The following is a 23,290-nucleotide window of genomic DNA, read 5'->3' as shown; positions in this document are numbered from 1 at the left end:
GCACGTCGACCTGGCAGCTCGAGTTCATCCAGGACAAGGGCACCGCGAACGAGCACAAGGCGACGGTCTACAACTTCGCCCCCCGGCCCTGACCCTCGACACACCTCCTCCGGCCCCCGTGGTGAAGTTCACGCTCCATCACGGGGGCCACGTCATTCCACACTGGTCTTTTGCATCTGACATTATGGTCTCGTCTGCCCATGAACCCTGATCGAGAGACTCCATGATGACGAAGAACCCCCTGATCACCGCCGTCGCAGCGGGAGGCCTGATCGCGCTCCTCGCGGGGGCCGCGCCCGCGACCAGCGCGACCGACCCTGCAGGTGGGTCACCGACCGCCAGCACGACGGGCGCCCCCGCGACGCGACCGATCACGGGCACCGTCGAGCCGACCGACCCCGCCCTCCCGCCGGCAGCCCTCACAGCCGCCGTCACGTACCCGGTCGACGACGAGGGGCAGCCTCGGCTGAGCGGAACAGGACAAGAAGGCGCGACGGTCCGAATCCTCGACCGCGACCGACAGGTCGTCTCCGACCTGGCCGTCGTCGGCGGCGCGTGGTCCGCCGACGTGCCCGCCACGCTCGGCACCGGCAGCCACGAGCTGACCGTCGAGCAACTCATCGCGGGACGTCTCGCCGACTCGGTGCAGCAGACGGTGGTCCTGGGCGTCGCGGACGCCGCGGGCGACGCGGCCCCTGCCCCTGCCCCCGCCTCTGCCCCTGCCCCTGCCCCTGCCCCTGCCGATGGGAGCGGCGAAGAGCGCACTCCCGCACCGCAGGCCGGCGTCACCGTGACGAACCCGTCCGACACCTCAGCCGGCTACACGCCGGGCAAGCCGTTCACGTTCAGGGGCACGGCCACGCCGGGCACCACGCTCACGGTCCAGAACGTGTGGGGGACCGTGATCGCGACCAGGGCCGTCGACCGCGACGGCACCTGGGCATGGACTCGCACCAACATGGGCACGAGCATCTGGCAGCTCGAGTTCATCCAGGACAAGAACGGCCCGCAGCAGGCCACGGCGACGGTGTACGACTTCCGCCCCCAGGTCGAGCAGCCCCGGGTGAGCATCACGGCCCCCGCCGACGTCTCCGCGGGCTACGCGCCCGACGCCCCCTACACGTTCCGGGGCACAGGAGCCGCCGCCCACACCATCAACGTGCAGAACGCGTGGGGCACCCCCCTCGGCCGGGCGATCGTCGACCCGGACGGGACCTGGCAGTGGACCCGTGTGCACATGGGCAGCGGCGAGTGGCACCTCGAGTTCGTGCAGGACAAGGGCCTCGCCAGCGAGTCGTCCGCGAAGGTGTCCGGCTTCAAGCCCCACTCCTCGCCCTCGCCGGCGGTCACGGCGACCGCGCCCGCAGATCCGTCGATCGGCTACGAGGTCGGCAAGCCCTTCACCTTCGCGGGCACGGCCACGCCCGGGAAGCGCATCACGGTGCGCAACGGCTACGGCACGGTCATCGCCGGTACGCCCGTCGGGCCTGACGGCACTTGGACCTGGACTCGCCAGTACATGGGCACGTCGATCTGGAACCTCCAGTTCGTCCAGGACGCAGGAACGCCTGCCGAGCAGTTCGCCACCGTCTACGGCTTCGGACCACGGTCCTGACCCGACCAACAGTCCTCGACACCCTTGCCAATCTCACGTATTAGTGTAAAATATTTATTGTGGAACATCGCCCCGCTCACCCCGATCCGAAAGCGTGACATGAAGAAGACGCTCCTCCTGCCCCTCACCCTCGCGGCTGCCCTCGGCCTCGCCCTGGTCGGCTGCACGTCGCCCGATGCCGACCGTGCCGAGCCGACCCCGGACCCGACCCCGTCGACGCAGGTCGCGGCTCCCGACGACGAATGCGTCGACGGCGTGGCCTTCATGGACCTGACCGACGGGGTCGACAAAGAACTGCCCGACGGGTGCGAGACGGTCGTCGTCATCGGCGAGGGCGGCAGCCTGACGCTCGGCCCCGTCACGACCCTCAGCCTGATGGGCAACGGCACCACGGTCGAGGCCGACACCGTCACTCGCGTCGAGCTCGGGGGCGACGACAACGTCGTGACCCACACCGGCGACGCTCCCGAGCAGGTCGGCGACGGCACGGGCAACACCGTCACGGCCCGCTGACCCGGCCCGCCGAGCTCGCGAAGGAGGATCCATGCGCATCACCAGCATCGTCGGGGCCCGCCCGCAGTTCGTCAAGCTCGCCCCGGTCGCTCGCGCCCTCGCGGGTCTCTGCGACCACCGCATCATCCACACGGGGCAGCACTACGACAGCGTCATGTCCGACGTGTTCTTCGTCGAGCTCGACATCCCGCGACCCGACCACCACTGCGGGGTGGGGTCGGCGTCGCACGGCGCGCAGACCGGCCGCATGCTCGAGAGCCTGGAACGCCTCCTGCAGGACGACCGGCCAGACGCCGTCATCGTCTACGGAGACACCAACTCCACGCTGGCGGCCGCCCTCGCCGCCACGAAGCTGCACGTGCCCGTCGTGCACCTCGAGGCCGGCCTGCGGTCGTTCGACCGCAGCATGCCCGAGGAGATCAACCGCGTCATGACCGACCACACGGCAGATCTCTGTCTGGCCCCGACGCTCGGCGCGATGGCCAACCTCGCGACCGAGGGCCTCGGCGCGCGCAGCCTCCTCGTCGGCGACGTGATGACCGACATCCTCTTCGAGGTGCGCGACGCCCTCGATGCCGCAACGACACCTGCTGCACCGTTCGGCGGGGCACCCTTCACCCTCGCCACGCTGCACCGCCCCGCGAACACGGACAGCCCGGAGCGGCTTCGCGAGATCGTCCGAGGGCTCTCCGGGCAGGATCGACCGACCCTGTTGCTCGCGCACCCGCGCCTGGTCGCCAAGGCCGCCGAGGCCGGGGTCCGGCTCGACGTCGGGAACATCACCGTCCGCGAGCCCGTCGGCTATCGCGACCTCGTCCGGCTGGTGCTGTCGTCGTCAGGGGTCGTCACGGACTCCGGCGGTCTGCAGAAGGAGGCCTTCCTCCTGAGGCGCCCGTGCGTCACGGTCCGCTCCGACACGGAGTGGACCGAGACCGTCGACCTCGGCTGGAACGCGCTGGTCGGCGAGCGACCGTCCGACATCCCGAGCGCTCTCTCGTCGCTGTCGGCGCCCGACACCCAGGAGACGCCGTACGGCGACGGTCGTGCCGCTCAGCGCACGGCCGAGGCCGTCCTCGAGTTCGTCGCCTGACGCGACTGGCGCCTGGCCCGAGCCGTCGCGTCCTCGCTCCCTGTTCCCGCCCCCTCCCCCGAAAGGCTCCGCCATGCCCGCCATCGACATAGCACGTGCGATCGCCGCCCGCTGGTTCGTCGTCGTCCTGGGCGTCCTGGTGGGCGTCGGCGCCGCGGCGGCCCTGACCGCCGCCGTCACGCCGACCTACACGAGCACGACCGAGGTCTTCGTCGCCGTGCGCAGCCAGTCCGAGTCGTCGGCGACCGAGATCGCCACCGGATCGAACGCCGCACAGCAGAAGCTCACCACGTACGAAGACCTCGTGACCACTCCTCGGGTGCTCGCCCCGGTGATCGACGAGCTCGACCTCGACACCACACCCGCCCGGCTCGCCGCGCAGGTGTCCGCGTCGGCGGCGCCGTCGAGCGTCATCCTGACCATCACGGCCACGGCCACCGACCGGGCGGCGGCCGCGGCCCTCGCCGCCGCCGTGACCGACAGCCTCGTCACCGTGGTCACGACGCAGCTCGAGCCCGAGGTCTCGCCCGGCGTGCCCTCGGTGACCCTCGAACTCGTCACCCCCGCCGTCGAGGCGGCCTCCGCGAGCAGCCCCCGCACTCGGGCGAACCTGGCACTCGGCGCTGCGTTGGGCGCTTTCGCGGCCGCCGCTGTCGTCCTGCTCCTCAAAGCCCTCGACACCAAGGTGCGGGGACGCGACGACCTCCCACAGGGCATCGAGCTTCCCGTGGTGGGCGAGATCGCGTTCGACGCGCAGATGCCGCGCCGGCCCCTGATCGTGCGAGACGACGGGACGAGCCCCCACGCCGAGTCGTTCCGCACGCTGCGGACGAACATCCAGTACCTCGACACCGACCACGTGGCCGGCGCCCTCACCATCGGCGTCACGTCGTCCACCGCATCCGAGGGCAAGACGACGACGACGGCCAACCTCGCGATCGCCCTGGCCGACTCCGGCCTGCGAGTCGTCGTGATCGACGCCGACCTCCGCCGCCCGAGCCTGGCGACGGTCCTCGGCCTCGAGGGCACGGTCGGGTTGTCCGATCTGCTGGTCGGCAAGGTCGAGCTCGACGACGTCGCCCAGCCCTGGGGACGCGACGAGCTGACGGTGATCCCGTCCGGCTTCATTCCGCCCAACCCGAGCGAGCTGCTCTCGTCGAAGGCCATGGAGACGCTGCTCTCGACGCTCGGCGACTCGTACGACGTGATCGTGATCGACACCCCGCCGTTGCTGTCCGTCACGGACGCCGCCTTGATCGCCCGTCTCGTCGACACGATGCTCCTGGTCGTCGCGACCGGTCGCACCCGCCGCGAGGACGTCCGGCGAGCGGTCGACCGTCTCACGGCCGTCGGCACCCGACCTCGGGGCGCCATCCTGACGATGACCCGTCATCGCCGCGGCACGGACTCGTACTACCGGTACGTGCCGAACGAACAGCGACCCGCGGCCCCGGCACTCCGCCGGCTCTCGTTCGTGCCCGGGCGGTCGACCTGACGGTCGGCGACGCCACCGCACCACATGCCGACCGCCACGACCAGGAAGCCCACCATGCGACACACCACGTCCCCTGACATCGTCCACGTCTCGAGCGCACATCCCTGGACCGACAACCGGGTGCACCTTCGCGAGGCCGCCGGCGCGGCCGCCGCCGGCTACCGCGTGCGCCTGATCGCCGTCGAGAGCGACGTCACGGCGCCCGACACGGGCGTCGAGGTGGTGACCGTCCCGCGCCGCCGCCGCCGGGCCCGCATGGTGCTCAGCACCCTCCAGGTCACGTGGCTCGCCTGCCGATCGCAGGCCCGGGTCGTCCACCTGCACGACCCCGAGCTCGTGTGGTCCGTGCCCCTGCACCGGCTGCTCGGGCGACGCGTCGTGTTCGACGCCCACGAGGACCTGCCCGACCAGGTGCTCGGCAAGGACTACCTCGCGGGCCGCCGCCGACGCCTCCTGCGTACCGGCTTGGGCCTGTTCGCCCGTGCCGTCGTCCGACTGGCCGCCACCGCCGACCGGGTCGTCGCGGCCACGGAGACCATCGAGCAGACGTATCCCCGCCACAAGACGGTCCTGGTGCGGAACTTCCCGAGGCTACGGGCCGGCGAAGAGAGCGCAGCCCCCGCCAGCGCGCGACGTCCCGTCGCGGTCTACGTCGGTGCCCTCGGCGCCGAACGGGGCGCGGCAGAGCTGCTGCGCCTCGCTCGCTCCCCCGAGCTGCCCCACGGCTGGGCGCTCGAAGTCGCCGGCACCGTCAGTTCGCCGTTCATCGCCCAGATCGAGGACGAAGCCGCGCGATCCGCATCGCCCCTGGTGTTCCACGGACAGCTGGCACCCGTCGCCACCCGCGACCTGCTGCTCACGGCCCCGGTCGGACTCGTGCTGTTCCAGCCCACGGCGGCGCACCTCAACTCCCTGCCGACCAAGATGTTCGAGTACATGGCGGCCGGCCAGGCGGTGATCCTCTCCGACTTCCCGCTCTGGCGCGAGCTGCTCGCACCCCACGACTGCGCCACGTTCGTCGATCCGAACGACCCACAGGCCGCGGCCAGGGCGATCGCGCGGTACGCATCGGACCCGGAGCTCCTCGACCGTCACGGTCGCAACGCCCGCGCCGCCGCCGCGTCGATATTCAGCTGGGAGAGCGAGGAACGCGTGCTGGTCGGGGTCTACCGCGATCTGCTCACACCCACGCCCTCGCCGAGGACTCGCTGAGGCGAGGGGTCCCGGCGAGGGGTCCCGGCGAGGGCCTGGGCGAGAGGCCCCTGCGCCGGTCCCGGCGAAGCCCGGTCAGGCGCCGTCGCCGTACCTGTTCACGACCGACCTGGTGCCCCAGACGGCCAGGTCGGTCTGCGACCAGTCGTTGCCCAACAGGTCGAGCTCATTTCCGGCCTGTCCGACGGCGACGCCTCGGACGGGCCGTGCCGGCGCGTCGGCGCTCGCCTCGAAGCGGGTCGACGAGATGGTCCCCGTGTTCGACCCGCTGCGAACCGTGACGACCGCCATCGCGCCTCCCGGTGACGCCGGGCGCAGTCCGCGGGCCGAGTTCCGCAGCAGCATGACCGCCTCGTTCGAGTGGTACAGCACCAGAGCGCTGCCCACACAGGACTCGAAGACGTTGCCGCTGACGACGAACCCACGCGTCAGGTAGAGCACCATCCCGCCCTCGCTGCCGCCGCCGTGCCCGCGCACCACGTTGTCGACGACGACCCCCGTGGCCCGCTCGGCGCCCGAGCCGACGGTGTCGCCGGCGCCCCTGACGAGGATGCCGGCACCTGGCGCGTCGAGACCCACCCGTTCGACGACGTTGCCCGAGACCACCACGTCGAGCGGCGCCCAGAGGGTCGACGCACGGTCGACCTCGTTCTTGCAGGGCACGACGGCGATGCCGACCCTGCAGTCGCGGACCGTGTTGCTCGTCACCACGATGCCTTCGCCCGCGTGCGTGTCGATGCCCTCCCACGCGGCGACGCCGACGACGGTGTTCGAGTCGATGAGGATCATCGACGAGCGCGGAGCACGGGCGAGGGGCACGGTGTCGTCACGAGACGCGATCACGCCGTAGCTGTTCACGTAGGGCGACGGCTGGTTGACGGTGTCGATCGTGCAGTCACGGACGATTCCGTACGAGCACGAGAGCATCAACACGCCCGCGTAGGCGACGTCGCTGATCGTGCAGCCGGCGATGGTGAACGATCTGCAGAAAGCGGCGAAGACGCCGTCGTGCGTGAAGCCGCTGATCACCCCGCCCTCGACGCGCAGCCCGTCGATCGGTGCCTCGACCGAGCCGGCCGCCAGGATGCCGCGCCCCAGCCCCGTCCGGCTGCCGGAGGTGCCCACGAGCACGACGTCCCGGAGGACGACGCCGCTGACCCGCACCTCGATCGCGGCCACGTCGGCGGTCATCGCGAGACGGCCGGCACCCGTGAAGACGATCGTGACGGGCCGGTCGACGACCAGCGAGACACCCCGGCTCCACGGACGCGTGACGGTGAGCGTGCCCCCGTCGGGCACCGCTGCCAGCGCCTCGTCGAGCGTCTCCGCACCCGCGTCGTCGCGACGCGTCACCGGGCAGCCGGCCGCGTCGGCCGAGGCCGCGCTCGGGGCTCCCATCGTCGTCACCGCGGCCGCCGCCGCACCTGCCCCGCCGAGCAGGAGAGCTCGTCTCCCCATCGCACCGACACCGTGCCGTGCTGCTTCGTTCGTCATGCGGCCTCCTCTAGCGCTTGTGTGCACCGATGTTATATGCCTCATGCAACAGCTCGCAGCTCAGGGCGGCGCGTCGGGCGCAAGATGGAGGCATGATCGACGTCGACCTCGCCCGCCGCCTCGCCGACAGCGGTCTGCGGTGGCACCCCGCCACCGGAGACCGCTTCGTGATCGACACCGTCGGCTTCGCCGAGGACGTCTTCACGCTGAGCGAGATGACCATCGAGGCGCACGAGCACCCCACCGGCACCGTTCTCGGGTTCAACGGGACCACCGAGTGGGCGCTGGACTCCGTGGCGGCCGACGACTCGCTGTGGCTGCCTCGGGAGGACCAGCTGCGCCTCCTGCTGTCGCGCGCGTTCCGGTCGTTGACGCGCGCCGGCACCGGGGACAGCGAGGTGAGGGTCGTCATCGACGGCGACGAGCGGGTGTTCACCGCCGCAGATGCCGAGGACGCCTACGCCCAGGCCCTGCTCGCCTACATCGCCGCGTCGGTGACCCTGGACGACCCGGACGTCGCGAGCGACACGGACGGCACGGCCGTCAGCGACGCGTCGACGCCGTCACCGTGAACTTCGAGGTACGGAGCACCTGACGGGTCGTCCCGACCGACGCCTCGAGCGCGGGTCGGTAGCCGAGGTGCGAGTTGTAGACGGTCCAGAGCTCGCCCCCGGGACGCAGCAGGCGCGCGGCCGCGTCGAACAGCCGCGGCGCGAGCCCGGCGTGCACGGCCGCTCCGGCGTGGAACGGCGGGTTGAGGAGCACCAGGTCGGCCGAGCCCGCGGGCAGGGCGTCGCCTGCGTCGGCACGGACCACTCGCACGCGGTCGCCGACGCCGTTGGCCCCCGCCGTCGCGGCAGCCGACGCCACCGCCGCCGCCGACTGGTCGGTGGCCACCACCCGCACGCCCGACCGCGCGAGGGCGACGGAGGTCGCGAGCACCCCGGTGCCGCAGCCCAGGTCGACCACGTCGCGGGCCCCCGGCACGGCGTCGGCGAGCACGCCGAGCAGCGCCCTGGTGCCGATGTCGACCGACGTCCCCGCGAAGGCACGGCCGTGCGCGGCGACGGTGAGGCCGAGGTCGAGGTGACGCTGCTCGCGGGGCCAGCCCACGCCTCCTGCGCCTGCCAGGGGTCGCTGCGCGACCAGGACCCGCGACTTCTGGCGCGCGAGCCCCGCACGCACCTCGCCGAAGTGCCGGCCGAGGACGTCGTTCATGGCGAGGGCCATGTGCTTCACGCGCCCGCCGGCGAAGAGCACGACCCCCGGGGGCGCGGCGCGGGCGACGAGCCCGGCCACCTCGTCGAGCGCGTCGAGCTCGCGAGGCAGCTGGAGGAGCACCACTCGTGCACGCTCGACCAGCGACGCCTCGAGCGGGTGCTGCTCCCACGTCGTCGCGATCCCGAGCCGGGACGCGTTGGCCGCCAGCGCCCGCTCGCCCGACAGCGCGTCCTGGTGCACGCGCAGCCCGGTCGCGCCGCGGGCCGCTGCCCCGAGGGTGAGGGCCCCGTGGCGGTCGCCGATGAGGGTGACCGCAGTCGGGGACGCGACCAGCGCCTCCTGCGCCTCGTCGAGCAGGAGGCGGTCCGTCGCGTCCCACGCGACGAGGTCGTGGGCCTCGACGTCGGGCCAGCGCCGCAGGGCGGAGAAGTCGAGGTCGGGCACGACGACAGCCTAGGGCGGACGACCGCGCCGCCCCGGTCCCACCGGGCCGATGCCGGACGGGTCGGTGCCGGACGGTCAGAGCTGCCGGGTCGGTGCCGGCTGGTCAGTGCTGCTGGGGGCGCCAGACGACGACCGACGTCTGACGCTGCGGACGCGCACCGTGCCGCAACGGCACGACGCCGCTCTCGCCGGCCGCGAAGACCCGGGCACCTGGCCGGTTGACCAGCTCGTCGGCGAGCGCCCGCTCGAGCTCGCGCACCCGCGACTGCAGCGACGTGACCTGGTTCTCGAGCTCGAGGATGCGCTTGATGCCCTCGAGCGAGACTCCCTCGCCGCCCAGCCGGCCGATCTCGCGCAGCTGGACGACGTCGCGCATCGAGTAGCGGCGCGACTTGCCCGCCGTGCGCTGCGGCACGACGAGGCCGAGTCGGTCGTACTGCCGCAGCGTCTGGGCGTGCATGCCCGCGAGCTCGGCGGCGGTCGCGATGGCGAAGAGCGGCGAGTTCTCGTCCATGGTGGTCACGCCTGCGCGCGGGCCCTGACGATGAGGTCGTCGCGGGGGTTCTCGGCCGGGAGGGCCGCGGCCAGGGCCTCGACCGCCTCCTTCGCCTTCTCGCTGAGGTGCGAGGGCACGGCCACCTGGACGGTGGCGAGCAGGTCACCGGTGCCGCTCTTGGTCGAGACCCCGCGGCCCTTGACGCGGAGCACGCGACCGGACGGCGTGCCCGGCGCGACGCGCAGCCGCACGGGCTCTCCGCCGAGCGTCGGGACCTCGATGGTCGCGCCGAGCGCCGCCTCGGCGAACGTGACCGGCACGTCGAGGCGCAGGTTCTGGCCGTCGAGCTCGAAGACGGGGTGCCTGCGGACGGCGATGGTGAGCACCATGTCGCCGCCCTCGCCGCCGTCGGGGCTGGGCTCGCCCTTGCCGCGCAGCCGGATCTTCTGGCCGTCGTGCACGCCCGCGGGGATGCGGACCTTCATGGGGCGACCGTTGGCGCCCTGCAGCGAGATCGTCTCGCCGACGACCGCGGTCTGGAAGTCGAGCGTCGTCGTGGCCGTCATGTCGCGGCCCTTCTGCGGACCGCCGAAGCCGCGGTAGCCGCCGCTCGTCTGGCCGAAGCCGCCGCCTCCGCCGCCGAACATGCCGCCGAAGATGTCGTCGAAGCCGCCGCCGCCCTGCTGGCGGTACTGCTGACGACCGCCGCCGGGCTGGCCGCCGCCGAACATGCCGCCGAAGACGTCCTCGAAGCCGCCGCCGCCACCGCCGGGGCCGCCGCTGCCGGCGGTGAACCGTGCGCCGGAGCCCATGGCCCGGATCTGGTCGTACTCGCGGCGCTGCTCGGGGTCGGAGAGCACCGAGTTCGCCTCGCTCACCTCTTTGAACTTCGCCTCCGCGGCGGCGTCGCCGGGGTTGGAGTCGGGGTGGTACTTGCGGGCGAGCTTGCGGTAGACCTTCTTGAGCTCTGCCGCCGTGACGTCCTTGGAGACACCGAGAACGGCGTAGAAGTCCTTGTCGAACCAGTCCTGGCTGGCCATCCGGCACCTCCTCTCTTGTCTCTGAGCCGCCGCTCGGGAGCGGCAGGCCGGGGAATGTGGGAGGCGGCGGGCCCCTTCTCGAGGAGCCCACCGCCCGTCGCGACTCGCGTCGCGGATGCCGCTACTGCGGCGTGTGCACCGCGACCTTGGCGGCCCGGATGACCCGGTCGCCGATCTTGTAGCCCGGCTCGATCACGTCGGCCACGGTGTTCACCGTGACGTCGGCGCTCGGCAGCTGGACCAGCGCGTCGTGCATTGTGGGGTCGAAGACCTCGCCCTTCTCGCCGACCTGCACGAGCCCGAACTTGTCGAGCCCGCCGCGGATCTTCTGCGCCACGATCACCATCGGGCCCTCGGCGAGGTCACCGTGCTTCTCGGCCAGCGCCAGGTCGTCGAGCGCGGGGAGCAGCGAGCGCACGACCTCGGCGACCACGGCCTCGCGGTTCGCCTCGCGGTCGCGCTCGACGCGCCTCCGGAAGTTCACCAGCTCGGCCTGTGCCCGGAGCATGTCCTGGCGCATGTCCGCGACGAGGTCACGGCTTGCTGCGTCGAGGATGGCCTCGTCGTCGGCGCTGAGCGGCTCGGCGCCGTCGACACCGGCCCCTGCGGCGCCCTCGGCCGCCATCTCGGCGGCGGCCTCGGCCGCGCCCGCCGGCGCCTCGGCGCCCGCGGGCACCTCGACGTCGGGGGCCTCGGCCTCGATCAGCTCGTCGGGGTCGGTGACCGCGGCGGTGCCGCCGTCCTCGGAGGGGGCGGCCGGCTCGGGACGCACCTCGCCCGTCTCGGGGTCGATGCGGCGCTTGTCGTTCACCACCGGCTCGTCAGGCGTCTTGTCGTTCTGGTCTGCCATCGGGGGCCCCTACTTCTTGTCGTTGTCGTCGTCGTCCACGACCTCGGCGTCGACGATGTCCTCGTCGTCGCCCTGGGCCTGGCCGTCGGCGGGGGCGCCGTCGGCACCGGCCGCGCCCGCGGCTCCGGCCTGCTCGCCCTGGCTCTGCGAGTAGATGGCCTGGCCGAGCTTCGACTGGCTCTCGTTGAGCTTGTCGAAGGCGGGCTTGATCGCGGAGTCGTCGTCGCCGGCGAGCGCCGTCTTCAGCGAGTCGACGTCGGCCTGGACCTCGGACTTGACGTCGTCGGGCAGCTTGTCGTCGTTCTCCTTGATCAGCTTCTCGATCGAGTAGACGAGCTGCTCGGCGTTGTTGCGGGTCTCGTTGGCCTCACGACGCGCCTTGTCCTCTGCCGCGTTCTCCTCGGCCTCGCGGACCATGCGCTCGATGTCGTCCTTCGAGAGCGACGAGCCGCCCGAGATGACCATCGACTGCTCCTTGCCGGTGCCCTTGTCCTTCGCGGACACGTGCACGATGCCGTTGGCGTCGATGTCGAAGGTGACCTCGACCTGCGGGACGCCACGGGGGGCCGGCGCGATGCCGGTCAGCTCGAAGGTGCCGAGGTTCTTGTTGTCGCGGGTGAACTCGCGCTCGCCCTGGAAGACCTGGATGGCGACGGACGGCTGGTTGTCGTCGGCGGTCGTGAAGGTCTCGCTGCGCTTGGTCGGGATGGCCGTGTTGCGCTCGATGAGCTTGGTCATCGCGCCGCCCTTGGTCTCGATGCCGAGGCTCAGGGGGGTGACGTCGATGAGCAGGACGTCCTTGCGCTCGCCCTTCAGCACGCCGGCCTGCAGCGCGGCGCCGACGGCGACGACCTCGTCCGGGTTGACGCCCTTGTTGGGCTCCTGGCCGCCGGTCAGCGACTTGACGACCTCGGTGACGGCGGGCATGCGGGTGGAGCCGCCGACGAGCACGACGTGCGCGATGTCGGAGACCTTGACGCCCGCCTCCTTGATGACGTCGTTGAAGGGCTTCTTGGTGCGGTCGAGCAGGTCGCTGGTCCACTGCTCGAACTGCGAGCGCGAGATGGTCTCGTCGAGGTTGAGCGGGCCGTCGGCGGTGAGCGTCAGGTAGGGCAGCTGGATGGAGGTGGACGTGGAGGAGCTGAGCTCCTTCTTGGCCTGCTCCGCCGCCTCCTTCAGGCGCTGCTTCGCGATCTTGTCGGTCGACAGGTCGACGCCGTGGGCGTCCTTGAACTTCTTGATCAGGTGCTCGACGATCCGGTTGTCCCAGTCGTCGCCGCCGAGGCGGTTGTCGCCGGAGGTGCTGCGGACCTGGATCGTCGAGAAGTCGTCGTCCTTGCCCACCTCGAGGAGGGACACGTCGAACGTGCCGCCGCCGAGGTCGAAGACGAGGATGAGCTCGTCCTCCTTGCCCTTGTCGAGGCCGTAGGCGAGGGCGGCCGCGGTGGGCTCGTTGATGATGCGGAGCACGTTGAGGCCCGCGATCTCGCCGGCCTCCTTCGTGGCCTGGCGCTCGGAGTCGTTGAAGTACGCGGGCACGGTGACGACGGCGTCGGTCACGTCCTCGCCGAGGTACTGCTCGGCGTCGCGCTTCAGCTTGCCGAGGATGCGCGCCGAGATCTCTTGCGGGGTGTACTTCTTGTCGTCGATCTCGACCTTCCAGTCGGTGCCGACGTGGCGCTTGACGCTCGCGATGGTGCGGTCGACGTTGGTGACGGCCTGGCGCTTGGCGGTCTCGCCGACCAGCACCTCGCCGTCCTTCGTGAAGGCGACGACCGAGGGGGTCGTGCGGAGGCCCTCGGCGTTCGCGATGACGGTGGGCTCGCCGCCCTCGAGGACGCTGACGACCGAGTTGGTGGTTCCGAGGTCGATTCCTACTGCACGTGCCATGGGTGGCGCTCCTTGTCTCTGGTGATTCGCCCGGCTGGCCGGGAAGTGGTCCGCGGACCTTGAGTCCGCTGGCATCAACTTTACTCACGGCGCCGGGCTCGTCAAGTCCTGAACCTGAAAGTTGAGCCAGAACGACTCAAGGAGGTGCGGTGAGGGTCTGCGGGACCCGCCCTCGCCCCCAGTGCAGGGCCAGCACCTCCTCCGCGACACCGGCGCCGACTAGGTTGACCCCCATGACCGCAGCGCAGACGCTCGCCGACGCCACGCCGATCCCCCGCCGCCGGGTCGTCTCGTGGGCCCTGTGGGACTGGGGCTCGGCCGCCTTCAACGCGGTGGTCACCTCGTTCGTGTTCAGCACGTACCTCGCGAGCGGCGCGTTCGTCGACCCGGCGATCGTCGCCGCGGCGGGCGACGACACCCGCAACCCCGCCCTGGTGCTCGCCAAGGCCGAGAACGCGACCGTCATCTCGACCGCGCTGACGATCGCGGGCGTGCTGATCGCGCTGCTCGCGCCCGTGCTCGGACAGCGCAGCGACGGCTCGGGCCGCCGCAAGCTCTGGCTCGCGATCAACACGGGCCTCGTCGTGCTGGCGATGCTCGCCATGGTGTTCGTGGCGCCTGCCCCCGGCTACCTCGTGTTCGGCGCCGCGCTGCTCGCCGTCGGCAACCTCTTCTTCGAGTTCGCGAGCGTCAGCTACAACGCGATGCTCGTGCAGGTCTCGACCCCCAAGACCATCGGCAAGGTCTCCGGCTTCGGCTGGGGGCTCGGCTACGTCGGCGGCATCGTCTTGCTGTTGCTGCTGCTCGTCGCGTTCCTCCAGAGCTTCGGCGAGGAGGGGCGGGGCGGCCTGTTCGGCGTCGCCACGGGCACCGAGGGCGGCGCGTGGGACGTCCGCCTGTCGATCGTCGTCTCGGCCGTGTGGTTCGCCGTCTTCGCGGTGCCGGTGCTGCTCAGCGTGCCCGAGCTGCCCGCCGCGCCGGGACGACCGCGGGTCGGCATCGTGGGCTCGTACCGCCTCCTCGGCTCGACGATCGCGAAGCTCTGGCGCACCAACCGGCAGGTGCTGCTCTTCTTGCTGGCGAGCGCGGTGTTCCGCGACGGGCTCGCGGCCGTCTTCACGTTCGGCGCCATCATCGCCGCCCAGGTGTTCGGCTTCACGCCGAGCATGGTGATCTACTTCGCCGTCGGCGCGAACCTCGTCGCCGGCATCGGGACCTTCGTCGGCGGTTGGCTCGACGACAAGGTCGGCGCGAAGACGATCATCGTCGGGGCGCTGGCCGGGCTCGTCGTCGCCGCCTTCGCGGTGCTCGCGATCGGCACGGCCACGAACCTGTTCTGGGTGTTCGGGCTCGCGCTCGCCCTGTTCGTCGGGCCGATCCAGTCGGCGAGCCGGTCGTTCCTGGCGCGGGTGACGCCTCCCGGCCGCGAGGGCGAGATCTTCGGGCTCTACGCGACGACCGGGCGCGCGGTGAGCTTCCTGGCGCCGGGGCTCTTCACGCTGTTCGTCGGGCTGACGGGCGACACCCGGTTCGGGATCATCGGCATCGCGCTGGTGCTGCTCGCCGGCCTCGTGCTGATGCTGCCCGTCAAGACGGTGCAGCGCGCGATCGACTGACCCTGTCCCTGTCCCTGTCCCTGTCCCTGCCCCTGCCCCTCCTCATTCAGGAACTTCGTCCGCGCAGATCCTGATTCGTGCACGACTCAGGACTCGCGCTCCCCCCGCCGCGCGACTCAGGACAGAAGTTCCTGAATGAGGAGGCGGCGCAGAGGTCTCGCCCTAGCCTGGTCGGGTGACCTCCTTCGACGACGCCTACGAGCTCCGCACCTTCCCCGCCGCGATCGACGACGACGCGACCGCCGCCTGGTTCGCCGCCTGCCGCCTGGGGTTCCACGAGAGCACCGACACCCCCGAGGGCGCGGCCGGCGACGCCCGACGCGCGGTCGCCGACGCCCGTGTGCTGACGGGCGCGTACCCCCGCGATCCCCGCCCCGGCACCCTCGACGACGACCAGTGGCCCGTCGCCACCTTCGAGTCGTTCGAGCGCACCCTGCACGTCGGCGGCAGCGCGCTGCTGCCCGCGCACCTCATCTCGGGCGTGACGGTGCAGCCCACCCACCGACGTCGCGGCATCCTGCGGCGAATGATGACCGACGACCTCGCCCGCGCCGCCGACGCGGGCCTCGCCGTCGCGGCGCTCACCGCCAGCGAGGCGAGCATCTACCGCCGGTTCGGCTTCGGCACGGCGACCCGCGAGCGCACCGTGACGATCGACCGTCGCCGTCCGGTCCGCCTGCTCGCGCCGACCACGGGCACCGTCGAGCTCGTCCCGACCGCCCGCCTCGAACCCGTCGCCCGCGAGGTCTTCGCGCGGTTCCACGCCCGCACACCCGGCTCGATCGACCGGCCCGTCGGCAGCTGGGACCGGCGGCTCGGGCTCGCGACGGGCGACGACCAGAAGCCCGACCGCAGCCTGCGGGGGGCCGTGCACCGCGCCTCCTCGGGTCGGGTCGACGGGTACGTCGTCTACCGCGTGACCGAGAAGCCGACCGAGACCGTGCTCGAGGTCGCCGACCTCGTGACGGCGACGGACGAGGCGTACCTCGCGCTGTGGGAGCTGCTGCTCGCGATCGACCTCGTGACGTCGATCACGTGGGCGGCCGCGCCGCTCGACGACCCGCTGGTCCACGCGCTGGACGACGCACGGGTCCTCACGACGACGCACGAGCAGGACCACGTCTGGCTGCGCCTGCTCGACGTGCCCGCCGCATTCTCGGCACGGCCGTGGGCCGCCGACGGGGTCGTCACCGTCGCCGTCTCGGACGACCTGGGCCACGCCGCGGGCACCTGGCGCCTGACGAGCGCAGGAGGCGCGGGCACGGTCGAGCGCGCCGCCGTCCGTCGTGCAGACCTCGAGGTCGACGTCGCGACCCTCGGCTCGCTGTGGCTCGGCGGCGTCGACCCGGTGACGCTCGCCGCCGCGGGGCTCGTCCGGGAGCGCCGCTCCGGCGCCGTGCAGACTCTCCGCGCGATGCTGAGGCCCGAGCGCCCGCTGTACGGCGTGACGTCGTTCTGAGCTCCGCCCCCTAGGCCGACGCGGGCAGCCCGTTCGCCCGCGCGACCTCGCCATACCAGCGGGCGCTCGGCTTCGGGGTGCGCTCGAACGTCTCCCTGTCCCAGCCGATGAGCCCGAACGTGGGGCGGAACCCGCTGGCCCACTCGTAGTTGTCGAGGGCGTTCCAGTGCTGGTAGCCGAGCACCTCGATGCCCTCCTCGATCGTGGCGTGGATCCCCTCGAGCGCGCCCTGCGTGTAGGCGATGCGACGCGTGTCGTCGGCGGTCGCGATGCCGTTCTCGGTGACCATGACGGGCACGTGGCCGCTGAGCTCCCAGGCGCTGCGGATGCCCTCGGCGGCCGCGGCGGGCCAGAACTCCCAGCCGGTCAGGGTCGTCTCCAGGCCCTCGGCGACGGGACGCGGGCCCTCGGGGCCGACGAACGTCTGCGTGTAGGCCTGCACGCCGACGAAGTCGTCGCCCGCGGCCATCTCGCTGTACCAGTCGTCGCGGACGTAGCCGTACTCGCGGGTCTTCTCAGCGGCCCCTGGCTCGTCGACGGTCTTGAACGCCTGCGTGGCGACGGTCCAGCCCGACTTCAGGCCGTCGACCTGCGACAGCACCTCGCGGCTGCGCTTGTGCGAGGCGAGCAGGGCGTCGGCGACCTGCAGGTCGGGGTTCGGCAGGCCGTACGCGACGAGGTTCGACGCGTCCTCCCCCCCGGCCAGCATCGCGGCGATGTTCGGCTCGTTGATCGTGCACACGTACCGGACGCCCTCGCTGACGACGGGGAGCGCGAGCTCGGTGTACCGCGCGAAGAGGTCGGCAGCGTCGGGCGCGCGCCAGAAGCCGTCGCGCTCGAACCACCGCGGCACGGTGAAGTGCATCAGCGTCACGATCGGCTCGACGCCGAACTCGTGGCAGGTCTCGACCATGCGGCGGTAGTGCGCGATCTCGGCCTTCGAGACGACGCCTCGCTCGGGCTCGATGCGCGCCCACTCGATGCTGAAGCGGTAGCTGTTCAGGCCGAGCTCGGCGAGGATCCGGATGTCGTCGCGGAACCGGTGGTAGCTGTCGGCGGCGTCGCCGCTCGGCTCGACGATCGTCGTGCCCGGGGCGTGCTCGTGCACCCACCAGTTCGAGTTGACGTTGTTGCCCTCGATCTGGTGCGCGGCGGTCGCGGCGCCCCAGAGGAAGCCGTCGGGGAAGGTCAGCATGGGGTGTCCGTTCTGCGGTGTGCGGGTCGAGGGCGGGTCTTCCGGGCCGAGGGCGGGTCGTGGCGGACCCGCCCTCGGCCCGGTCGACCCGCCCTGGACGGGAAGGGGAGAAAGCGCGAAGGAGGCGCGGGCCGGGCCCCGGCTAGGAGGCGCGGTGCGTGCGCCGCGGGTTCGGCACGGCGTCGAGCAGGCGCACCGTGTACGGGTCGGTCGGCCGCTGCAGCACCTCGGCGGTGCGGCCGCGCTCGACCACGGCGCCGTCGTGCAGCACCATCACGTCGTCGGTGATGAGCCGCGCGCTGAGCAGGTCGTGCGTGATGTAGAGCATCGAGACGCCCCACTGCTCGCGCAGGTCCTCGAGCAGGGCGAGCACGCCGGCCCGCAGCGACACGTCGAGCATCGAGACGGGCTCGTCGGCGATGATGACCTGCGGGTCGCTGGCGAGCGCCCTGGCGATGACGACGCGCTGGCGCTGACCGCCGGACAGCTGGTGCGGCAGCTTCGCCGCGAACTGCTCGACCGGCGTCAGACCGACCGTCTCGAGCAGCTCCAGGACGCGGCGCCGCGCCTCCTGCCCTCGCAGCCCCGTGTAGTTCACGACCGGCCGGGTGAGCGTGTACTCGACGGTGTGCAGCGGGTTGAGGGCCGAGTACGGATCCTGGAAGACCATCTGCACGTCGCTCCGCAGGTCGCGGAGGCCACGTCCGCGCACCTTCGTGACGTCCACGTCGCCGAACGTGATGGTGCCCTCGCTCGGCTTCTCGACGCCGGTGACCATGCGCGCGATAGTGCTCTTGCCCGAGCCCGACTGGCCGACGAGCGCGAGCGACTGCCCCGGCTCGAGGGTGAACGACACGTCGCGGACGGCCCGCACGGGCTCCTCGCCCCGACGAGGAGGCGCGTAGATCTTGCTGACGCCGGTCACGGTGATCGCGCTCTGGGCCACCTTCGTGCTGCGCGTGCTGACGCTCGGCGTGCTGGTGGTCGTGTCGACGCGGCGCTCGCCCCTGGCTCGGCGCACCGCCCTGTCCTCGAAGCCGGGCAGCGAGACCACCTCGGCGCGGGGGTCGGCGTAGTGCGACAGCAGCATCTGCGTGTACTCGTGCTGCGGGTCGGCGAGCACGTCGGCGGAGCGGCCGTCCTCGACGATGCGGCCCTCGTGCATCACGAGCACGCGCTCGGTCGCCTCGAGCACGATGCCGAGGTCGTGGCTGATCAACACGGCCGTGAAGCCCTCGCTCTGCTGCAGAGAGATGATCGTGTCCATCACGGCGTGCTGCACGAGCACGTCGAGGGCGGTCGTCGGCTCGTCGAAGACCATCAGCTGCGGCTCGAGCGACAGGGCGAGCGCGATCGAGACGCGCTGACGCATGCCGCCGCTCAGCTCGCCGGGGAACCGTGCGAGCACCTTCGGGTCGAGCTCGACCTTCTGCACGAGCTCGGCGGCGCGGGAGTCCCAGCGCTCGCGCGGCACGTGACCGTGCGCCTTGAAGATGTCGACGAAGTGCTTGTGGATCGTCCGCACCGGGTTCAGCGCGTTCATGCCCGACTGCAGCACCATCGCGAACCCGCCCTGGCGCTGCTGACGCAGGGCCTCCGCGTCGAGGTCGCGGATGTCGTAGCCGTCGAAGACGATGCTGCCGCCGTTGGTGCGCGCCGGCGGCTTCTGCAGCCGCGTCAGTGCGTAGCCGAGCGTCGACTTCCCCGAGCCGGACTCGCCCACCAGGCCGACGAACTCGCCGCGGCGCAGCGAGAACGACACGTGGTCGACGGCCTGCACCGGCGTCGACGCCGCGGACTCGTAGACGACGCTGAGGTCGCGCACGTCCAGCAACGCGGCGTCGCCGGCGGTCGTCGTCGAGGAGGCGGCGGGCTGGTTCGTGAGGTCTGCGGCGGTCATCGACGCGCCTCCTTCTTCTTCTTCGGCGCGGTGCCCTCGCGCAGGCGCGGGTTGCTGACGGCGTCGACGCCGAAGTTGATCAGCGTGAGGCTCATCGCGAGCAGGGCGATGCAGAGGCCGGGGGCGAACAGGAGGATCCACTGCCCGGTGAGCAGGGCGTTGGAGTTCTGAGCCCAGTAGAGGATGGTGCCCCAGCTGACGATCGAGGAGTCGCCGAGCCCCAGGAACTCGAGGCCCGCCTCCGCCAGGATCGCGCTCGTCGCGGCACCGAAGAACGAGCCGACGATCAGCGACGTCATGTTCGGCAGGATCTCGCGGAACACGATGCGCGTCGCGCCCTCGCCCGAGAACCGGGCGGCCTCGACGAAGTCGCGCGACCGCAGCGACTGCGTCTGGCTGCGCAGCACGCGGGCGCCCCAGGCCCAGCCGGTCACGACGATCACCGCGATGATGACCGCGATGCCGCCGTTCTGCAGATACGCCGCGATGACGATCATCAACGGCAGGCCGGGGATGACGAGGAACAGGTTGACGACGAAGCCGACCACCTCGGCGGCGGGGCCGCGCATGTAGCCCCAGCTGAGCCCGATCCCGACGGCGACGAGGGTCGCGGCGATGCCGGCCACGAAGCCGACGAACACGCTGATGCGGGCGCCCCAGATGAGCTGGCTGAGGACGTCCTCGCCGGCGGCGGTCGTGCCCATCCAGTGGGCCCAGGAGGCGTCCTGGTTGCGCTCGAACCCGTTCTCGCTGCCGCCGTAGGGGGCGATCAGCGGGGCGAAGACGGCCATCAGGACGAAGACGCCGAGGATGACGATGCCGATCTTGGCCTTCGGGTTCGACCAGACGACGCCGGCGGTGCGCAGCACGGTCTTCCAGGTGCTGGGCGCGGCCTGCTCGGCCGCGGGGCCGGCAGGGTCGCCTCCCTCGGGGAGGCGGACGGACACGGTGGAGGTCATCGGCGGGTCCTTGGGTCGAGCACGCCGTACAAGATGTCGACGAGGAAGTTGGCGACGAGCACGCTCACGGTGATCATCAGGAAGAGGGCCTGCATCAGCGGGTAGTCCTGGCCGATGACGGCGTTGAACAGCAGGTAGCCGATGCCGGGGTAGCCGAAGACCTGCTCGACCAGGATCGAGCCGCCGACCACCCCGCCGAGGGCGAGGCCGAAGCCGGTGAGGTTCGGCAGGATCGCGTTGCGGGCGGCGTAGCGGACGGCGACCGTCCGGCCCTTCAGGCCGTTCGCCTCCGCGAAGGTCACGTAGTCGTCGCCGAGCGTGTTGATCATCGCGTTCCGCATGCCGAGGATCCAGCCGCCGAGGCTCGTGACGAGGATCGTCACCGCCGGCAACACCGCGTGCAGCAGGGCGTCGCCGACGAACGCGGGCGTGAAGCCCGGCGTGGTCGTCGCGCCGTAGGCCCCGGTGGTCGGGAACCAGTGCAGCACGTAGCCGAGGAAGAAGAGGAGGAGCAGGGCCGTCCAGAAGTAGGGGAACGTGCTCATGAAGCTGCCCGAGAGCGTGGGCAGCGAGTCGAGCCAGGTGCCGCGCTTCCAGGCCGCGGCCACGCCGATCAGGGTGCCGACCACGAAGGCGATCACGGTGCACGCGCCGACGAGGATCAGCGTGTACGGCAGCGCCTGCCCCACCAGGTGGCCGACCGTCTCGGGGAAGAACGTGTAGCTCGTCCCGAAGTCGAGCCGGACGACCTGGCCGAGGTAGGCGCCGTACTGCTGCAGCACGTTGCCGTCGGGCACGCCGAGCTGGGCCTCGATGGCGGCACGCGTGGCCTCGGTCACGGGGCCGTTCTGCGAGAGCTTCGCGATCGCGGCGTCGGTGGGGTCGCCGGGCATCAGCCTGGGCAGGATGAAGTTCAGCGTCACCGCCGCCCAGAGGGTGAGGACGAAGAGGCCGAGCTTCTGCGCTGCGTACTTCACTGGTCGTCACCGCCCTGGTAGACGCGCTTCAGCTTCGTGAAGATCAGCAGCGGCGCCTGGTCGTAGTTCTGGGGCGCCATGTACGGGTCCTTCTCGCTCGGCCAGCCGGTGAACTTCGAGTCGTTGAAAAGGCCCCACAACCCGCCGTAGTAGAGGCCGATGACCGGCTTCTGCTCGTAGACGACGTTCTGCAGCGCGTACGAGAGGCGCTGCTGCTCGGCGGGGTCGATCGCGGCCTTCCACTCGTCGAGCAGCTCGTCGACGGCAGGGTCGCCGAAGCGGCCGAAGTTCGAGGCCGTCGTCTCGCCGATCGGCGTCGCGAACGCGCTGTTGAGCAGCGTGTTGTAGGCCTGGTAGGTGTTGCCGTTGCCCATGCCGCCGAGCGCCATGTCGAACTCGCCGTTCGCGATGGCCGACTGGTAGCCGGCAGGCTGGGGAGCCTGGATCTGCACGTCGATGCCGATCGCGCCCAGCTGTGCCCGCACCTCCTGCACGGCCCTCAGCCAGTCGGTGTAGCCGTTCGCGGTGAGGATCGTGATGCGCAGCTGCTGGCCGTCGGGGCCGACCAGCTGGTCGCCCTGCTGCGTGTAGCCGGCCTGGGCGAAGGCGGCGAGGGCGCCGTCGACGTCCTGGCCGATGACTCCCTCGTCGGGGATCGAGGGGTCGAGGTCGTCCTGCTGGTTGGGCAGGATGAGGCCGGTCTGGCCGGCAGGCTCGAGGTAGCCCTCGGTCGCCGACTCGGCGATCTGGTCGCGGTCGAGCGCCAGCGCGATGCCGTTCCGCACGTCCACGTCGTCGAACGGCGCCTTGGTGAGGTTCGGCATCAGGCCGATCACGCCGCCCGGCGGGAACCAGTACGAGTTCGTGTCGCTGGCCGCGCCCCAGGTGCCCTCGACGTCGCTGATGAACGAGTACGCCCAGTCGTAGCCGCGCGTGACGGTGTCGAGCTGGTTGTTCGTCGCGGGCAGGATCAGGTGCGCGATGTCGATCTTCTCGGCCTGCCAGTAGGACTCGTTCTTGTCCATCGAGTACTGCAGCGCCGAGTAGTTGCCGAGCGTGAACGGGCCGGTGCCGACCGGGTCGGGGTTGCGGTACGTCGCCGGGTCGTCGACCTGGCTCCAGAGGTGCTCGGGCACGATCGTCGTCTGGCCGATGATCTCCATCGCCGGCACGTCGTCCGTCTGCAGGTGGAAGACGACGTGGTCGCCCTGCTGCTCGATCGTCTCGATGTGCTGCCAGGCGCCCTTGAGGTCGAGCGCCGGGTTCGCCTTGATCAGGTCGAACGTGTAGACCACGTCGGCGGGCGTCATCGGCTCGCCGTCGGACCACTCGACGCCGTCGCGGATCGTCATGTCGACGGTGCGCGCGTCGGGCAGCGTCGTCTCGCTCGCGAGCCACGGCGTGATCTCGCCGTCGAGCGGGTTGATCTCGAGCAGGGGCTCGTAGATCCAGGTGGAGGCGGTGCGCTTGTTCGTGAGGAACGGGTTGAAGTTCCGCTCGAACTGCGGATTTCCCTTGTCGGCGTTGATCAACATCGTGTCGGCGCCGATCGTCGGGTCGGGCTCGCTGCGGATCTGGATGCTGCAGCCGGTGGCCACGAGGACCACGGCGGTGGCGGCGGCCAGTGCCGCCACGGCGGTGCGCGTTCGGGCGCGGTGTCTGTGCGTGTGCGTCATCGCCACGGTTCTCTCATTCGTCGTCGAGGTGAGCGTGGCCAGTGTAAGCGCATACATCCCTACGGCGCAACGATGCCGCAGCGGCATGAACCACGTTCCGAACCATGAACCGCGATCTATCTCGGTCCATGGTCCGGAACGCGGTTCG

19 protein-coding genes are annotated in these 23,290 nt (G+C 71.3%); 8 read left to right on the top strand and 11 right to left on the bottom strand.

Annotation, left to right across the window (positions count from 1 at the left end; genetic code table 11):
• The first annotated feature begins 223 nt into the window (after positions 1-223).
• From ES689_RS13930 to ES689_RS13910, 5 genes are all read left to right on the top strand, one after another.
• Positions 224-1,615, top strand: coding sequence for a hypothetical protein (locus ES689_RS13930; RefSeq protein WP_146905867.1), 1,392 nt, complete (start codon positions 224-226; stop codon positions 1,613-1,615).
• A gap of 24 nt (positions 1,616-1,639) precedes the next feature.
• A complete protein-coding gene (locus tag ES689_RS13925; RefSeq protein WP_146905864.1) occupies positions 1,640-2,128 on the top strand; it encodes a DUF3060 domain-containing protein in 489 nt (162 codons plus the stop codon).
• Positions 2,129-2,159: 31 nt separating this feature from the next.
• Positions 2,160-3,218: a non-hydrolyzing UDP-N-acetylglucosamine 2-epimerase gene (gene wecB, locus ES689_RS13920; protein ID WP_146905861.1), complete on the top strand. Its 1,059-nt coding sequence runs from the start codon at positions 2,160-2,162 to the stop codon at positions 3,216-3,218.
• Positions 3,219-3,291: 73 nt separating this feature from the next.
• On the top strand, positions 3,292-4,713 hold the full coding sequence (locus tag ES689_RS13915; RefSeq protein WP_146905858.1) for a polysaccharide biosynthesis tyrosine autokinase: 1,422 nt from the start codon (positions 3,292-3,294) through the stop codon (positions 4,711-4,713).
• A 54-nt stretch (positions 4,714-4,767) separates the two neighbouring features.
• Positions 4,768-5,925, top strand: coding sequence for a glycosyltransferase (locus ES689_RS13910; protein ID WP_191330487.1), 1,158 nt, complete (start codon positions 4,768-4,770; stop codon positions 5,923-5,925).
• Between the two features lie 75 nt (positions 5,926-6,000).
• Here ES689_RS13910 and ES689_RS13905 read toward each other — a convergent pair whose 3' ends face one another.
• Positions 6,001-7,419, bottom strand: coding sequence for a right-handed parallel beta-helix repeat-containing protein (locus tag ES689_RS13905; RefSeq protein WP_146905852.1), 1,419 nt, complete (start codon positions 7,417-7,419; stop codon positions 6,001-6,003).
• Positions 7,420-7,511: 92 nt separating this feature from the next.
• On the opposite strand from ES689_RS13905, the gene ES689_RS13900 reads away from it, so the two are divergent.
• Positions 7,512-7,991: a pilus assembly protein CpaE gene (locus ES689_RS13900; RefSeq protein WP_223269621.1), complete on the top strand. Its 480-nt coding sequence runs from the start codon at positions 7,512-7,514 to the stop codon at positions 7,989-7,991.
• On the opposite strand, the gene ES689_RS13895 is transcribed toward ES689_RS13900, so the two are convergent.
• The 5 genes from ES689_RS13895 to dnaK form a co-directional block, all read right to left on the bottom strand.
• Entirely contained in the window at positions 7,963-9,084 is a 1,122-nt protein-coding gene (locus ES689_RS13895; RefSeq protein ID WP_146905849.1) for a class I SAM-dependent methyltransferase, read from the bottom strand. The two genes, ES689_RS13900 and ES689_RS13895, sit on opposite strands and share 29 nt — an antisense overlap.
• 103 nt (positions 9,085-9,187) lie before the next feature.
• Positions 9,188-9,598 carry a heat shock protein transcriptional repressor HspR gene (locus ES689_RS13890; RefSeq protein WP_146905846.1) on the bottom strand — a complete coding sequence of 137 codons (411 nt, stop codon included), beginning with the start codon at positions 9,596-9,598 and terminating at the stop codon, positions 9,188-9,190.
• A 5-nt stretch (positions 9,599-9,603) separates the two neighbouring features.
• Positions 9,604-10,620 carry a DnaJ C-terminal domain-containing protein gene (locus ES689_RS13885; RefSeq protein ID WP_146905843.1) on the bottom strand — a complete coding sequence of 339 codons (1,017 nt, stop codon included), beginning with the start codon at positions 10,618-10,620 and terminating at the stop codon, positions 9,604-9,606.
• Positions 10,621-10,741: 121 nt separating this feature from the next.
• Positions 10,742-11,470: a nucleotide exchange factor GrpE gene (locus ES689_RS13880; protein ID WP_146905841.1), complete on the bottom strand. Its 729-nt coding sequence runs from the start codon at positions 11,468-11,470 to the stop codon at positions 10,742-10,744.
• 9 nt (positions 11,471-11,479) lie between these two features.
• Entirely contained in the window at positions 11,480-13,360 is a 1,881-nt protein-coding gene (gene dnaK / locus ES689_RS13875; RefSeq protein WP_146905838.1) for a molecular chaperone DnaK, read from the bottom strand.
• A 233-nt stretch (positions 13,361-13,593) separates the two neighbouring features.
• On the opposite strand from dnaK, the gene ES689_RS13870 reads away from it, so the two are divergent.
• Positions 13,594-14,976, top strand: coding sequence for an MFS transporter (locus ES689_RS13870; protein ID WP_146905835.1), 1,383 nt, complete (start codon positions 13,594-13,596; stop codon positions 14,974-14,976).
• A gap of 175 nt (positions 14,977-15,151) precedes the next feature.
• A complete protein-coding gene (locus ES689_RS13865; RefSeq protein ID WP_146905832.1) occupies positions 15,152-16,435 on the top strand; it encodes a GNAT family N-acetyltransferase in 1,284 nt (427 codons plus the stop codon).
• A 10-nt stretch (positions 16,436-16,445) separates the two neighbouring features.
• On the opposite strand, the gene ES689_RS13860 is transcribed toward ES689_RS13865, so the two are convergent.
• From ES689_RS13860 to ES689_RS13840, 5 genes are all read right to left on the bottom strand, one after another.
• Positions 16,446-17,630: a glycoside hydrolase family 1 protein gene (locus ES689_RS13860; RefSeq protein ID WP_146905830.1), complete on the bottom strand. Its 1,185-nt coding sequence runs from the start codon at positions 17,628-17,630 to the stop codon at positions 16,446-16,448.
• Positions 17,631-17,772: 142 nt separating this feature from the next.
• The gene (locus ES689_RS13855; RefSeq protein WP_146905828.1) at positions 17,773-19,530 is read right to left on the bottom strand and encodes an ABC transporter ATP-binding protein; all 1,758 of its coding nucleotides are present in this window, start codon (positions 19,528-19,530) and stop codon (positions 17,773-17,775) included.
• Positions 19,527-20,489 (bottom strand): ABC transporter permease, encoded by a 963-nt coding sequence (locus tag ES689_RS13850; RefSeq protein ID WP_146905826.1) that lies wholly within the window; start codon positions 20,487-20,489, stop codon positions 19,527-19,529. Before ES689_RS13850 ends, ES689_RS13855 begins: the two co-directional genes overlap by 4 nt.
• Positions 20,486-21,466, bottom strand: a complete 981-nt coding sequence (locus ES689_RS13845; protein WP_146905824.1) for an ABC transporter permease — start codon at positions 21,464-21,466, stop codon at positions 20,486-20,488. The genes ES689_RS13850 and ES689_RS13845 overlap by 4 nt, the downstream gene beginning before the upstream one ends.
• Entirely contained in the window at positions 21,463-23,142 is a 1,680-nt protein-coding gene (locus ES689_RS13840) for an ABC transporter substrate-binding protein (protein WP_146905821.1), read from the bottom strand. The genes ES689_RS13845 and ES689_RS13840 overlap by 4 nt, the downstream gene beginning before the upstream one ends.
• Positions 23,143-23,290 lie beyond the last annotated feature (148 nt).

The sequence above is a fragment of the Frigoribacterium sp. ACAM 257 genome (assembly GCF_007954365.1).
Lineage (GTDB): Bacteria > Actinomycetota > Actinomycetes > Actinomycetales > Microbacteriaceae > Frigoribacterium.
The sequence above is the reverse complement of the archived record's forward strand: the minus strand, read 5'-3'. Positions and strand labels throughout refer to the sequence as shown.